This is a genomic window from Moraxella pluranimalium (assembly GCF_002014825.1).
Taxonomy (GTDB): Bacteria; Pseudomonadota; Gammaproteobacteria; order Pseudomonadales; family Moraxellaceae; genus Moraxella; species Moraxella pluranimalium.
Map to the genome: position 1 here is coordinate 212,897 of NZ_MUYU01000006.1, position 14,250 is coordinate 227,146.

13 protein-coding genes and 1 tRNA gene are annotated in these 14,250 nt (G+C 44.2%); 8 read left to right on the forward strand and 6 right to left on the reverse strand.

Features of this window, described 5'->3' with window-relative positions; genetic code table 11:
- Nucleotides 1–114: 114 nt before the first annotated feature.
- On the reverse strand, nt 115–909 hold the full coding sequence (locus B0680_RS02185; RefSeq protein ID WP_078253411.1) for a DsbC family protein: 795 nt from the start codon (nt 907–909) through the stop codon (nt 115–117).
- A 21-nt stretch (nt 910–930) separates the two neighbouring features.
- Nucleotides 931–1,494, reverse strand: a complete 564-nt coding sequence (locus B0680_RS02190) for a hypothetical protein (protein WP_078253412.1) — start codon at nt 1,492–1,494, stop codon at nt 931–933.
- A gap of 208 nt (nt 1,495–1,702) precedes the next feature.
- Here B0680_RS02190 and guaB point away from each other — a divergent pair, with 208 nt between their 5' ends.
- Nucleotides 1,703–3,175, forward strand: a complete 1,473-nt coding sequence (gene guaB, locus B0680_RS02195; RefSeq protein WP_078253413.1) for an IMP dehydrogenase — start codon at nt 1,703–1,705, stop codon at nt 3,173–3,175.
- A 120-nt stretch (nt 3,176–3,295) separates the two neighbouring features.
- Here guaB and B0680_RS02200 read toward each other — a convergent pair whose 3' ends face one another.
- Complete coding sequence (locus tag B0680_RS02200; RefSeq protein WP_078253414.1) at nt 3,296–3,955, reverse strand: YcxB family protein; 660 nt, start codon at nt 3,953–3,955, stop codon at nt 3,296–3,298.
- A gap of 269 nt (nt 3,956–4,224) precedes the next feature.
- On the opposite strand from B0680_RS02200, the gene serS reads away from it, so the two are divergent.
- The gene (gene serS / locus B0680_RS02205; protein ID WP_078253415.1) at nt 4,225–5,496 is read left to right on the forward strand and encodes a serine--tRNA ligase; all 1,272 of its coding nucleotides are present in this window, start codon (nt 4,225–4,227) and stop codon (nt 5,494–5,496) included.
- Between the two features lie 109 nt (nt 5,497–5,605).
- A complete protein-coding gene (gene tkt, locus B0680_RS02210; protein ID WP_078253416.1) occupies nt 5,606–7,606 on the forward strand; it encodes a transketolase in 2,001 nt (666 codons plus the stop codon).
- Between the two features lie 62 nt (nt 7,607–7,668).
- Here tkt and B0680_RS02215 read toward each other — a convergent pair whose 3' ends face one another.
- Nucleotides 7,669–8,100, reverse strand: coding sequence for a PA14 domain-containing protein (locus B0680_RS02215; protein ID WP_078253417.1), 432 nt, complete (start codon nt 8,098–8,100; stop codon nt 7,669–7,671).
- 237 nt (nt 8,101–8,337) lie between these two features.
- Here B0680_RS02215 and B0680_RS02220 point away from each other — a divergent pair, with 237 nt between their 5' ends.
- The 5 genes from B0680_RS02220 (at nt 8,338) to B0680_RS02240 (ending at nt 13,280) form a co-directional block, all read left to right on the forward strand.
- Nucleotides 8,338–10,251 (forward strand): helix-turn-helix domain-containing protein, encoded by a 1,914-nt coding sequence (locus B0680_RS02220; protein WP_078253418.1) that lies wholly within the window; start codon nt 8,338–8,340, stop codon nt 10,249–10,251.
- A complete protein-coding gene (locus B0680_RS02225) occupies nt 10,235–11,311 on the forward strand; it encodes a type I glyceraldehyde-3-phosphate dehydrogenase (RefSeq protein ID WP_078253419.1) in 1,077 nt (358 codons plus the stop codon). Before B0680_RS02220 ends, B0680_RS02225 begins: the two co-directional genes overlap by 17 nt.
- Before the next feature lie 384 nt (nt 11,312–11,695).
- Nucleotides 11,696–12,124 (forward strand): hypothetical protein, encoded by a 429-nt coding sequence (locus tag B0680_RS02230; protein WP_078253420.1) that lies wholly within the window; start codon nt 11,696–11,698, stop codon nt 12,122–12,124.
- Between the two features lie 160 nt (nt 12,125–12,284).
- The gene (locus B0680_RS02235; protein WP_078253421.1) at nt 12,285–12,596 is read left to right on the forward strand and encodes a hypothetical protein; all 312 of its coding nucleotides are present in this window, start codon (nt 12,285–12,287) and stop codon (nt 12,594–12,596) included.
- 318 nt (nt 12,597–12,914) lie between these two features.
- Nucleotides 12,915–13,280: a hypothetical protein gene (locus B0680_RS02240; RefSeq protein WP_078253422.1), complete on the forward strand. Its 366-nt coding sequence runs from the start codon at nt 12,915–12,917 to the stop codon at nt 13,278–13,280.
- Nucleotides 13,281–13,371: 91 nt separating this feature from the next.
- Here the strand turns inward: B0680_RS02240 and B0680_RS02245 are convergent.
- Nucleotides 13,372–13,447 (reverse strand) — tRNA-Glu (locus B0680_RS02245).
- 292 nt (nt 13,448–13,739) lie between these two features.
- Nucleotides 13,740–14,228, reverse strand: a complete 489-nt coding sequence (locus tag B0680_RS02250) for a YajQ family cyclic di-GMP-binding protein (protein WP_078253423.1) — start codon at nt 14,226–14,228, stop codon at nt 13,740–13,742.
- Between the last annotated feature and the right edge of the window lie 22 nt (nt 14,229–14,250).

The following is a 14,250-nucleotide window of genomic DNA, read 5'->3' on the forward strand; positions in this document are numbered from 1 at the left end:
TTTGTAATAGTACAAATAAGGGCTTTGTTTGACATCTCACCAAGCAAAGCCCTGAATCTAGCCCAAAGTCAGTGATGAGCTTTGGCTGATTTAAGCGGATAATCAGGCATTGGTTTATTGATTATCAATCGCTAATTTAATGAGTTCATCAGCAGGCACGTAGCCGCCGATTTGCATACCTGATGCGGTAAAAATCGCTGGCGTACCACTGACACCGAGTGTATGCCCCAATGCCATGTGCTGCTCGACAGGATTGTCGCAGTCAGGTGCGTTGATGGCTTTGCCTTGTTTGGCTTGAGCCAGTGCATCTTGGCGGTTGCTGCTACACCAGATGGCCTTGGCAAGCGGCACATCTTTTTGGGCGCGTGGCCAAGCCAAGTAGCGAACTTCAACACCGCCTGTAGTAATGGCGTCAATCTCACTGTGTAGCTTTTGGCAATAGTGGCAAGTCGGGTCGGTGAACACATAGATGTGGGCTTTTTTGTCGCCTTTGGCAGGGTAGATGATTTGCTCACTTTCGGGGACTTTGGCAAGCGCGTCTTTGGCAATGGCGGATAATAAATCGGCGCCAATGTCCACAGGCTCGCCATCGCCAAGCTTGGCAATTTGCCCTTGGATAAGATAAGTGCCTGATTTGTCAGTGAACATGGCAGGCGCATTATCAAAGCTCACCCAATAAATATCAGGCATCTGTGTGGCAATGGCATTGGTGACTTTGATGGTGACGCCCGATTTGTCCAGATTGGCTTGCAGGGCTTGGATAACAGCGGTATCGCCACTGCTTGTCGTTTGGGCGGTGGCTTTGGTGTCGGTTTTTGCTTGGTTTTGGGTTTGAGCCTTATCACCACAGGCGGTCAGTAGTAGGGTGCTTGTGAAGATGGCAGTTAGTAGGGTGGTTTTGGTGGTCATAGTAGTCTCAAGTTTCTAAAATTAACAACCCATAGTAAGGTGTAGCTGTGTGACATTGCCTTGACGGGTAAAGTTTGCCAAAGGCTCGCCAATACCCCAACAGCCATCACCTTCGGTTTCTTGTTTGAATTTAACCGATTTGATAAGTGCATTGTATTGAGCATTGGTCATGGGCTTGAATGTTGCATAAAAACCAACATGGCCGCACTCGGTACAGCCTAGATAATATGTTAAATTTTCCAATGGATAGCCGTATAGTTTGGCATTTTTCAGTGGATAAACAGCCGTCAACAATAAGTCATCTTTGCCGTAATAAGATTTGGCTGGCAACATATCATTGCGATATGGGGCTTTGATGGCGGTAAATTTGCCAGATGCTGCCATTTTGGTCAGTGGCTGTTTGGGTAATTTGCCATCATCATAATCATAGATAGCCTTTGAAAAAGTATTATCCATAATTGCACCAAGCATAGCACCGCCATCACCACTTTTACCTGTTTCCAAATATCGAAATGCAGGCGTCCAATCAGCGGCAAATACAGTACTGCTAAGTAGCAAGCTAGATGCTAATAGTAAGTGTTTCATCATCAATTCCAATCAAAATCATTGTTCACTTATCTTAATCGAAATTCACCTAACATTCAAATTTAAAACAAAAATAACCGTAAATTTATCGCTAATCATCATAACGCCTATTGCCAACACCCCGTAATTTTTGGTACAATACGGCGTTATTTCATCATCCTAATTATCTGATTTTTGGATAATTTGGCACACCACAAGGAAATAACCTATGCTACGCATTGCCTACGATGCCTTGACATTTGACGATGTCTTGCTCTTACCTGCCTACTCAGAAGTCCTACCAAAAGAAACCAACCTAACCACTCGCCTAACCACCGACATCAACCTAAATCTGCCAATCATCTCAGCAGCGATGGATACCGTCACCGAATCCAAGATGGCGATTGCGATGGCTCAGCTTGGCGGTCTGGGCATCATTCACAAAAACATGGACATCGCACACCAAGCCCGCCGTGTCCGCCATGTCAAAAAATTCGAAGCAGGTACAGTTGCCGACCCTATCACTGTCAATCCTGATGCCACTGTGGGCGATTTGCTACGCATCACTCGTGAGCACAAAATCAGTGGTGTACCTGTCGTCGAAGCAGGTAGCAATCAGGTTGTGGGTATCGTGACGCACCGTGATTTACGCTTTGAAACCAACCTAAATCAGCCTGTGTCCAATGTCATGACACCAAAAGATAAGCTGGTGACTGTCAAAGAAGGTGAGTCTCAAGAGCGTATCAAAGAGCTACTTCATAAGCACCGTATCGAAAAAGTCGTGGTGATCGATGATGATTTTCGCCTAAAAGGTCTCATCACCGTCAATGACTTCACCAAAGCTGAAAATAACCCAAATGCCGCCAAAGACAGCCGTGGCCGTCTGCGTGTCGGTGCCGCTGTCGGTACAGGTGCAGATACCGAAGCACGTGTTGAAGCCTTGATTGATGCTAATGTCGATGTCATCATCGTCGATACAGCACATGGCCACTCAAAAGGCGTCATCGACCGTGTGGCATGGATCAAGAAAAACTATCCAAACATCCAAGTCATCGGCGGTAATATCGCAACAGGCGATGCAGCACTTGCCTTGATGGATGCAGGTGCAAACGCTGTCAAAGTCGGTATCGGCCCTGGCTCTATCTGTACCACGCGTATCATCGCAGGTATTGGTGTACCGCAAATCAGTGCGATTGACAATGTCGCCACCGCACTCAAAGACCGTATCCCATTGATCGCTGATGGCGGTATCCGCTTCTCAGGCGATATGGCAAAAGCCATCGCAGCAGGTGCGTCGTGCATCATGGTGGGTAGTCTATTGGCAGGCACCGAAGAAGCGCCAGGTGAAGTTGAGCTATTTCAAGGTCGCTACTACAAGGCGTATCGTGGCATGGGCTCGCTAGGTGCGATGAGTGGTCAAAACGGCTCATCAGACCGCTATTTCCAAGATGCCAAAGACGGTGTTGAAAAACTTGTCCCAGAAGGTATCGAAGGCCGTGTACCATACAAAGGTCCAGTGGCAGGCATCATTAATCAGCTGGCAGGTGGCCTAAAATCATCAATGGGCTACACAGGCTGCCGCACCATCGAAGAGATGCGTGCTAATACCACCTTTGTCAAAGTGACATCAGCAGGTATGAAAGAATCGCACGTCCATGATGTCCAAATCACCAAAGAAGCACCGAACTATCGTCAAAACTGAGTTTAAGTGACGATAAAAAACAGCGATAATCATCAGGTTATCGCTGTTTTATTTGCTGATTGTGTATCATACAAAAAAAGCGAGAACATCCATTCTCGCTTTTTATTTTAAGCTTATAAATCAGCTATTGGCAGTTTGCATCACAGATTCCAAACCCTTTGGCTTGACTTCGCTTAGGTGTTTTTTGATGGTGTCAATTGGCAAACCTTGCTTATCTAGGCGTTTTGGAATGATTTGGCTGCCTTTTTGACCTTTCATTTCAAACATCATAAACAAAAATTCATCCGTCTCATCCCAGCTGGTTACTGTATCCCAGCCAATTACCGCCGATTGGGTTGGTGCGGTTTTCATCTGCATACCACGCATCTGTGGCGAGTTCATGATGGTTTGCGGTGCAGGGATTGCCATAACCAAGCCATGCGACTGCACGCCAAGCTGAATGCCACTCATCTGCTCAGGCATCTCGGTGCTAGCGACTTGTTTTTGGTATTCTCTTTGCATATACCATTTAAGACCCAATGTGCGCGCCAGTAGATACAAACCCACAAGCACAAGCATCAACCAAAAAATAATGGTCGAATAGCCACTGACAAACACAAGACCAGCAATCGCAGCAGCCACAGCAATCGCCATCACAATCCACTCTTTTGGCTTGATGGATTTGATGGAATAATGGCTTGAGCTTTTGTCAAACAGGGCAAGCTGTGCCGCACGAAACTCCGCTTCGGTCATGTTTAGGGCAACAGGCTTTAGGGTATAAGGGTACAACGCTTTTGACATAATTTTCATTTCCATAAAAAGACTGTGCTTATATTACCATTTTATACAAAAAAATAAACCAAAACTTGGAATTTGCAAAAATTTTTTGGGCAAATTGGCATGAAATGATGAAATTGGCTGAAATTTTGGGGAAAATTTGCTATCATTGGCAAGTATTTATGTGTCATACATAAATTTTTAAACTTAGTAAAAACAGTATAAACTTTACAAAAACATTTTGGGCTACTAGGTTTGTTAATCACCCAAAATGCTTTGATAGGATTTTTGATATGCTAGACCCAAAATTTTTGCGTGGTAATTTAGACGAACTTAAGGCAAAATTGGCAACTCGTGGCTATGAGCTCGACATCGCTTTTTGGCAGTCAGTGGAAGAGCAGCGAAAATCCATTCAAGTAAAAACCGAAGAGCTACAAGCCCAAAAGAACGCAGGTGCTAAAAAAGTCGGTGAGCTCAAGCGTAACGGAGAAGATGCTACTGAGCTGATGAATCAGATGCAAGCGGTTTCTGAAGCGATGAAAACCGCCGAAAACGAACTGCGTGATTTGCAAGCAACCATCACCAATGCAAGCCTACAAATCCCAAATATCCCTGCCGATGGCGTGCCTGTGGGTAATGATGAAAATGACAATGTCGAAGTGCGTCGCTGGGGGGTGCCAAGAGCCTTTGATTTTGAGATCAAAGATCATACCGATGTCGCCGAACAGCTTGATATGCTGGATTTTGAGATGGCTGCCAAATTGACAGGTGCTCGTTTTAGCGTGCTAAAAGGGGCGGTTGCTCGCCTAAATCGTGCATTGATTCAGTTTATGCTAGATACACACACTACAAAGTATGGCTACACTGAGATGTATGTGCCGTACATGGTCAATGCCGACAGCTTACAAGGCACAGGTCAGCTACCGAAGTTTGAAGAAGATTTATTCAAACTGCGTGGCGACAAAGAATATTATCTAATCCCGACATCAGAAGTGCCATTGACCAACAGCGTGCGTGACACCATCTTGTCACCAAGCGATTTGCCGATTAAGCTGACCGCACATACGCCATGTTTTCGCTCTGAAGCAGGCTCGGCAGGCCGTGATACCCGTGGTCTGATCCGTCAGCATCAATTCGAAAAAGTCGAGATGGTACAAATCGTCAAAGCGGATACATCGATGCAAGCACTTGAGGACATGACTGCTCAAGCTGAATACATCCTACAATCGCTTGAGCTGCCGTACCGTGTGGTGCAGCTATGTACAGGCGATATGGGCTTTAGTGCGGTCAAGACCTATGACATCGAAGTGTGGCTACCGTCGCAGGATACCTACCGTGAAATCTCAAGCTGCTCAAACTGCGGTGATTTTCAGGCACGCCGTATGGCAGCACGCCTAAAAGACGGCAAGCAAACTGAGCTGGTGCATACGCTAAATGGCTCAGGCTTGGCAGTTGGTCGCACATTGCTTGCGATTCTTGAAAACCATCAAAACGCTGATGGCTCAGTGGCTATCCCTGCTGTGCTACAGCCTTATATGGGCGGTGCGACAGTGATTACTGCGTAATTTTGGCTTGATTTATCTTGCCAATGACCAATCAACAAGCTATTTGATGCTTTGATATTGATATTATTTTATTTTTTTATAAAAATTTCTTAAAACTTAGGTGGATACTATGCCAACCCAACTGAATCAACGACCAAATGCCAATGCCATCCGTATTCTAGCGATGGATGCGGTTCAACAAGCCAACTCAGGCCATCCAGGTGCGCCAATGGGTATGGCGGATATCGCCGAAGTGCTGTGGCGTGAATTTCTAAGCCACAACCCAAACAATGCCAACTGGGCAAACCGTGACCGCTTTGTATTATCTAATGGTCATGGCTCAATGCTGATTTATGCACTATTGCATCTAAGCGGCTATAATCTTAGCCTAGATGACATTAAAAATTTCCGTCAGTTACATTCAAAAACTGCAGGTCATCCAGAGCATGGCTATGCTGATGGCATCGAGACTACCACAGGTCCATTGGGTCAGGGTATCGCCAATGCGGTCGGTTTTGCTTTGGCTGAGAAGACTTTGGCAGCACAGTTTAACAAAGCGGATAATGCCATCATTGACCACTACACCTATGCATTCTTGGGTGATGGCTGTTTGATGGAAGGTGTCAGCCATGAAGCGTGCTCATTGGCAGGGACTTTGGGGTTGGGCAAGCTGATTGCTTATTATGATGACAACGGCATCTCGATTGATGGTGAAGTGGAAGGTTGGTTCAGTGATGACACCGCCAAGCGTTTTGAAGCATATGGCTGGCAGGTGCTTCATGTGGATGGCCATGACCAAGATGCCATCCGTAGAGCCACCATCGAAGCCAAAGCCGAAACCACCAAGCCAAGCCTAATCATCTGTAAGACTATCATCGGTCTAGGTTCACCAAATAAGCAAGGCAAAGAAGACTGCCACGGTGCACCGCTTGGTGCTGATGAGATTGCATTGGCTCGTGAAGCGATGGGCTGGGCGGATAGTACGCCATTTGCCATCCCTGATGAGATTTATCAAGCGTGGGATGCTCGTGAGGCAGGTGATGCGCGTGAAGCGGCGTGGAATGAACAATTTGCCAAGTATCAAGCAGCCTATCCAACCGAAGCAGCTGAACTTAGCCGTCGTTTGAGCGGTGAGTTGCCTGCTGATTTTGAAACTGTGGCGAATGACTACATCAAAGCCTGCAATGACAAAGGCGAGACCATCGCAACTCGTAAAGCCAGCCAAAACGCCATCGCAGCACTAGCGCCAAATCTACCTGAAATCCTAGGCGGCTCAGCTGACCTAGCAGGCTCGAACTTGACACTATGGTCAGGTGCAAAAGGCGTCCAAGATCATGCTGATGGTAACTATGTTCACTATGGCGTGCGTGAATTTGGTATGACCGCGATTGCTAATGGTGTAGCACTACACGGCGGATTTATCCCTTATACAGCGACTTTCTTGATGTTTATGGAGTATGCACGCAATGCGGTGCGTATGTCAGCACTGATGAAGCAGCGTGTCATCAATGTCTATACGCATGACTCTATCGGTCTAGGTGAAGATGGCCCGACGCATCAGCCTGTTGAGCAAGTGGCCAGCCTACGCAATACGCCAAATCACTTCACTTGGCGTCCATGCGACACGGTCGAAACAGCAGTCGCTTGGAAAAAAGCACTACAAACCACCAATGCACCATCATCATTAATCCTATCTCGTCAAAACTTGGCATTCCAAGCACGTACCGATGAGCAAATCGCAAGCATCGAAAAAGGCGGCTATGTCTTGGCAAGCGAGCAAGGCGCGCTACAAGCCATCATCATCGCCACAGGCTCAGAAGTAGAGCTTGCGATGAATGCACACAAACAGCTGACTGACGCGGGCGTGGGCGTGCGTGTGGTATCAATGCCATGTGCCGAAATCTTTGTTAAGCAATCAAGCGACTATATCGAATCAGTACTGCCATCTGTGGTGCGTGCTCGTGTCGCCGTTGAAGCAGGTATCGTTGATTATTGGTACAAGTTTGTTGGTCTAGATGGCAAAATCATCGGTATGACGACCTTTGGTGAGTCAGCACCTGCTAAGGACTTGTTCGAGCATTTTGGTATCACGACCGAAGCTGTGGTAGATGCGGTCAAATCTTTGGTCTAATCCGCTAAACTAAATAAAATCGGGCGTATCGTGTGATATGCCCGATTTTTTTCTTATATTGGTTAAAGCATAGAGTGGTCAATCCAGCAAATCTCCAAGCCTTGACGATTTTTGATGCATGGCATGGTGGTTTCAGAATAATCCTTGTTTTTTGCCAACTTTAATGATTTTTTAATGCGTCTTTGGTAAGTGGCTGGTTTTTCATTAAAATCGCCAATGAGCGTTCTGGATGAACCGTTATTATTGGTTACGCCTAGCTCATAAGTGCCATGCTGTGGAATGCGAACGGTGTATGAGCCCCAAGTGCCAGCACCACCGCTATAGCCTGAAAAATCATAAGTGCATTTGCTTTTTGCTATATTTTTGTTGTTTTTAAAAATATAGCAAGTGGTTTGAGTATTGCTACTTTCATCATATGCTGCATAACTGGTCGAAGTTATGGCAATTCCACTGCATAAGGCTGTAGCTAGAGCAATCTTGATAACTGGTTTCATAAAAAAATCCTTTTATGGGTTTGTTATATTATTATAGATAATTGCATTGATTAATACAAGTAACTTATTAGCAAATAATGAAATTGATTAATGGAAATCTGTCCATTTTCAAACCATTTCGATGGTTGTGCATGAGCTATTTGGGGTTTGTTGCGAAAAGATATGGCTAATTTCTACAAATTAAGTCCAAAAATATGCTATCCTAAGCAATTTATTTGATTGCCAAATCGACACACAATGAAACAATCCACCGCATTATCCATTCTAAAAACAGGGCAAAATGTCTTTTTGACAGGGCAGGCAGGCGCAGGCAAGACCTATGTGCTCAACCAATACATTGACTATCTGCGTGTTCGTGGCGTGCCTGTGGCAATCACCGCCAGCACAGGCATTGCCGCCACACACATGAATGGCATGACCATTCATTCATGGTCGGGGATTGGTATCCAAAATGAATTTGATAAAGTAAATCTACAAAAACTTGCCAGTCGTGAAGAGTTCGTCGATCGCCTGCGTAATGCCAAAGTGCTGATTATTGATGAGATTTCAATGCTGCATCTTAAGCAGGTGGATACCATTGATGCGGTGATGAAATATTTTCGCAAAAATGATATGCCCTTTGGTGGCGTGCAGGTGATTTTTTCGGGTGATTTTTTTCAGCTGCCACCTGTGGGCGAAAAAGGCGAAACTTCCAAAGAAAAATATGCTTTTATGTCAAAGGCTTGGCTTGAGTGTAATTTTCAAATCTGCTATCTGACCGAACAGCACCGCCAAGCAGGACATGGCGAAAGAGAGCAATACGGACTATCGCTCAATGATATTTTGAACCAAATCCGCTCGCAGACGGTCACTCAACAGGCAGTCGATGTGCTGACACAGACCCTGCATCATACCATTGAGCTCAACCGCACTCGTCTATATACACATAATGCCGATGTTGATAAGATTAACTTACAAGAAATTGCCAATCTAGACACCAAGCCACAGTTGTTTACTGCGACCATTTCGGGCGAAAAACCGCTACAAGAAGCACTAGCAAAATCGGTGCGAGCACCAAGCGAGCTGACACTCAAGCTTGGCGCAAAAGTGATGTTTGTCAAAAACTTACCCCTGCTTGGCGTGTATAATGGCACGATGGGCAAGGTGGTCGGATGGCAGGGGCAATCGGGCAAGACTTATCAAACTGATGATGTCGATGAGCAGGTGTATCCGATTGTACGGCTCAATAATGGCGGTGAAGTGCTTGCCGAGCCTGAAGAATGGACGGTCGAAGGTAGCGACGGCGAAGTGCTAGCAAGCTTTTGCCAAGTACCGCTTTGCCTAGCATGGGCGATTACTGTGCACAAATCACAGGGTATGACGCTGGATGCTGCCGAGATTGATTTGTCCAAGACCTTTGAGATGGGGCAGGGCTATGTGGCGCTATCAAGATTGCGGTCATTGGATGGGCTAAAACTACTCGGATTTAACCTAAAAAGCCTATTGCTCGATGAATGGGTACAGCGAGTGGATCAGCGATTGATTGAGCTGTCTGCTGAGCACGCCGAGAAATTTGCCATCCTTGATGATGAGATGCTTGCCACTGTCTATACCGCCTTTATTGATGCTTGTGGTGGTATCACCAACCCTGTACAGATTGCCCAAAATGAAAAACATTTGACATTAAAAAAACAAGCCGTACAAGCCAAAAAAGCGCAAGCCAAAGCCCGAGCCGATGCAGATAATACAGGCGTGCTACTTAGCCCAACCTTGTCAGCGACATTGGATTTGATGAAAACGGGTATGTCGCTTGAGAATATCGCCGCCGAGCGAAATTTGGCAGTATCGACCATCATCGGACATTTAGAAGATTTGCTTAAGCGTATCGAAACTACGCAAGCTGATGAAAAATTATCAAAAAGCGCTGATGGCAAATCGCTACTTGAAGCACTGCCAACCATCACGAGCTATCGACCGGATGATGAGATGATACAAGAAGTCGAACAAGCCTTTGAGCTGCTTGAATCGCAAGGCGAATTTGCCGATGGCATCCGCCTAAAACCCATCGTCGAAGAGCTTAGAGAATCTTATAGCTACAACCAAGTGCGTCTTGCGCTACTATTCATCGATACCAACACAACACAGGCAACCACTGATGACAGCGAATCATAACCAAAAACTACGCTTGGCGATCAATGGCTTTGGGCGTATTGGGCGCAATTTATTGCGAGCCTATCTCAAGCATTGTGATGCGTTTGCCACGCTTGAGATTGTGGCGATCAATGATGTGGCGGATGCGTCGATGCTGTTGCATTTGCTTGAGTATGATAGCGTGCATGGGCGACTTGCCAATCTGTGCTATGGCGTGACGACGACTGCCAAGATTGCCATGCAAGACGACAAGCGTTATCTATGTATCACGCATGGTACAAAGACACAGCAGATTTTGCTTGTCAATGAAGCTAAGCCTGAAAACTTGCCTTGGTTGGCGCTCGGTGTTGATGTGGTACTTGAATGCACGGGGCATTTTCGCTCATATCAGGATGCCAGTCGCCATCGCACAGCAGGGGCAAAGCAGGTCATCGTCGGGGCAGCGCCATTTGATGAAGTGGATGCCAGCGTGGTGATTGGGGTGAATGATAGTGTCCTGAATCGACAATTGCCGATTATCTCAGGGGTGTCCTGCACCACACAGGCGCTTGTGCCGTTATTGTCGGTGCTTGATGATGCCTTTAATATTCATTCGGTGATGATGACCGAGATTCATGCGGTGACCGCAGACCAAAGCGTGCTTGACCAAGCGCATCGAGATTTTCGCCGTGCGCGCGCCAGTGGGCATAATATTATTCCGACAACATCAAGTAGTATCAATGCCACCGAGCGAGTGCTGCCTGCGATGCGTGGCAAGATTAACGGTCATTCTATCCGAGTGCCGACCATCAATGTCGCTGCCATCGATGTGACGGTCAAGCTTAGCCAAGCTGTGTCCATTGATGAGATTCGCCACACACTACAAGCCAAGAGCACAGGCGATATGGCAGGTATCATGGGTTATACCGATGCACCACTGGTGTCGAGTGATTTTATTGGTGATAGTCATTCGCTGGTGATTGATGGCGGTCAGCTGATGGCAGCAGGTGAGCTGATTAAGGTCTTTGCTTGGTATGATAATGAGTGGGGCTATGCCAACCGCTTGCTTGAGATGTGCCACAAGATTGCGATGAGTGCTTAGGCTTTAATATTGGCGAGATAGTGATTGATATGATGACAAAAAATTAGCACCCAATCGGATGCTAATTTTTTTGTTTTGGCGGATTTATAGTGGCACGCCACCAAAGCTAAACATACCAAGTAGGAACAGTACAAAGACACCGATACCCCATTTGGCAGATTGGATTTGCCATTTTTTATTATAATATAACAAGTCAAATGGCGAGCTTATTCAAGCCAAGATGCTCGGTGTAGATTGTTTTAAACACCTACGCACTATAGGCAAACTTGGCGATACCGCTTATAATATCGATAAAAGTGTATTGAGCGGATATCATGCTTTTAAAAAGATATTTTGGATAAATGGTGTATGGTGCGCACCCAAAAATAGTCAAAGGAGAATCCAATGAATAATACATTTATAATAATTGCTTTGTTTTTCTTTATAATTATCTATTTTTTATTCAGTAAAGATCCAAGTCCATATCATGAATATGATAAGTATAATTTTACATATAGATATGAAATGTTTAAAAATCAAAAATATTATATGAAAAAGATAACTGAAAATATATCACAAATATCTGACATATCGGAAACAAATAGATCAGATGGGGTGTTTGTTATTTATTATTATGATAGTTTTACATTGAGTGACATTGAGAAGATAAAAAATAATGCTAAAAATAATGGATGGATTGATATAAACCTTCCAAATGAAGATAATATTATATATGCATCATGCAATAATAATATTGCCTTTAATATTTATCAAGAACATGGATTAAAAGTTGCTATGTACTGGTACAGAAAAAACCATTATTGTCCAAATTAAATTTACTGATTTTAAAAAGTCTGTAGTCTAGTAGGGTGCATACCACACACCATTGACTAAATGGTTTTGATGGTGCGCCGTGCGCACCCTACGCACTATCCAACAAGGTAAATTATCATGACAAACCAAGAAATCCACCTGCCATTTTTTTGATCTAAATTTGAATGAAATCAAGCCGCTGTTTAATCCAACAGAACAATCGATCAAGCTGCTGTATGATTTTTTAAAAACTTATAATCGAGATATTCGTGATGAATTATTTGTTAGGGCTGGTTATAGCAAGCTAGAATTTCCTTATGCTATTGATTTTACCGATGATGATTTGGAGTTTGAAACCAATTATTGTGAAGTGGTAATTCCAATGTTGCTACAAAGCTATTGTGCAATAGACGATACGCTTATCTTCTTTTCCGATTCTGAAAAAAAGGCACAGCCATCATTGAAACACTTGAATGGTATACTCCACCGATGATTGCCGAAACTCCTTGTAATGCTGAATATTATTACATGTTGCTTGGTGATTTTATGGGTGCTCTTGCTACTGATAATCATACCGAGTTTTGCATGATGACGAGTTCACAAAACTTATTTTTATTCGCTGCTAATCCAGAGTATATCGTTGCTTATGTAAGGCGGGCTTTGTAGGTTTTTAAGCATAGTCCAGCAGGGTGCGTACCACGCATCATTGATTGAATGGTTTTGATGGTGCGCCGTGCGCTCCCTACGCACTGGCAGAACAAAAGCTGAGTATCATGAAGTTACTCATTTCAAGGTGAGCAGATAATTAAATATGGCTAAAATAAGAAAAATTTCCATACCTATATCTATGGATGCTTTAAATAGATTAAATTACGATGTTTGCGAGAGCGGGGATTTACTTGAAATAATTATTGAAGAATCTGAATTTGATTCTTTATTGAAAACAGGAATATTTATTGAAATCAATAAACAACTGGATGTATTGGTCGGTGATTACGAAGATGAATTGATTTCTTTTAAGGATTTTGAAGCGTTGGGAAAAATTCTATATGATTTTATTTGTATAAATCCAAATAATAAGGTTTTGCACAAGGTGTATTTAATTTATGAAATAGCCTGTATTCTAAAAACAGGGATGTTAATTAGCTTTACTCCTATAAACTTGGGGTCTGTGTAGCACGGCAAGGCGTACATCATGCACCTTGCCGTATAAATCCCCACAAAGAAAAACACGCTTAAGCAAATCGCTCAAGCGTGTTTTAGAATATTGGCATCCCATAGGGGATTCGAACCCCTGTTACCGCCGTGAAAGGGCGGTGTCCTAGGCCTCTAGACGAATGGGACACTAGGTCGTAAAGTCAATCTGTATCAGTTTGCTTTACCAACTTTCGGCGCTTTCACCGTTGTTCCGAAAGTGGGCACATTATAGCACAGTTTTGATGTTGGTCAAGCGATTTTTATAAAAATTTTGCCAAAATGCATAATATTTTTATAACTCATTGATTTATATAGATTTTAAATTGCAAATTATCCACCATAATCAGCCCAAGCCATCGATTTATTTTAACAAACAAAAACCGTTCGTTCTGTGATTCATAAAAGGCAAAGAACGAACGGTTTGATGGCTTGGTATCAATCAATCTTTGAAATTATTGAATTGTAGCGGTACGCCAAAGGATTTTTCTTTTAGAAATGCCATCGCTGCTTGTAGATTGTCCTTTTTCTTGTCGGTGACACGCACCTTGTCGCCTTGGATGCTGGCGGCGACTTTTAGGTCGGATTCTTTGAGTGCTTTGGCGATTTTTTTGGCACTGTCGGCATCCAGACCGTCTTTTAGGTTGATGACTTGTTTGGTGTGCTTGCCTGATTGTGCCTTGTCCTGTGGGTCAAGCGATTGCAAATCCACGCCACGCTTGATGAGCTGTTTTTCAAAGATGGCATAGACATTGTCCGCCTGTAGCTCATTGTCTGTGGTGATGGTGACGGTTTTGGCTTTTTCGTTCAGCTCGATGCTGATGTCACTGCCTTTGAAGTCAAAACGAGTGGCGATTTCTTTGTCGGCATTGCCGATGGCGTTGCGGACTTCTTGGACATTCAATTCAGATACGATATCAAAAGACGGCATAATTTACTCCAAATTTTTCATA

What these genes read in the sequence shown, in the direction of transcription:
- B0680_RS02230 (WP_078253420.1), top strand. Translation starts at nt 11,696, where the DNA reads ATGAATAATACATTTATAATAATTGCTTTGTTTTTCTTTATAATTATC.
- B0680_RS02225 (WP_078253419.1), top strand. Translation starts at nt 10,235, where the DNA reads ATGACAGCGAATCATAACCAAAAACTACGCTTGGCGATCAATGGCTTT.
- B0680_RS02240 (WP_078253422.1), top strand. Translation starts at nt 12,915, where the DNA reads ATGGCTAAAATAAGAAAAATTTCCATACCTATATCTATGGATGCTTTA.
- B0680_RS02220 (WP_078253418.1), top strand. Translation starts at nt 8,338, where the DNA reads ATGAAACAATCCACCGCATTATCCATTCTAAAAACAGGGCAAAATGTC.
- tkt (WP_078253416.1), top strand. Translation starts at nt 5,606, where the DNA reads ATGCCAACCCAACTGAATCAACGACCAAATGCCAATGCCATCCGTATT.
- B0680_RS02185 (WP_078253411.1), bottom strand. Translation starts at nt 909, where the DNA reads ATGACCACCAAAACCACCCTACTAACTGCCATCTTCACAAGCACCCTA.
- guaB (WP_078253413.1), top strand. Translation starts at nt 1,703, where the DNA reads ATGCTACGCATTGCCTACGATGCCTTGACATTTGACGATGTCTTGCTC.
- B0680_RS02250 (WP_078253423.1), bottom strand. Translation starts at nt 14,228, where the DNA reads ATGCCGTCTTTTGATATCGTATCTGAATTGAATGTCCAAGAAGTCCGC.
- B0680_RS02200 (WP_078253414.1), bottom strand. Translation starts at nt 3,955, where the DNA reads ATGTCAAAAGCGTTGTACCCTTATACCCTAAAGCCTGTTGCCCTAAAC.
- B0680_RS02190 (WP_078253412.1), bottom strand. Translation starts at nt 1,494, where the DNA reads ATGAAACACTTACTATTAGCATCTAGCTTGCTACTTAGCAGTACTGTA.
- serS (WP_078253415.1), top strand. Translation starts at nt 4,225, where the DNA reads ATGCTAGACCCAAAATTTTTGCGTGGTAATTTAGACGAACTTAAGGCA.
- B0680_RS02215 (WP_078253417.1), bottom strand. Translation starts at nt 8,100, where the DNA reads ATGAAACCAGTTATCAAGATTGCTCTAGCTACAGCCTTATGCAGTGGA.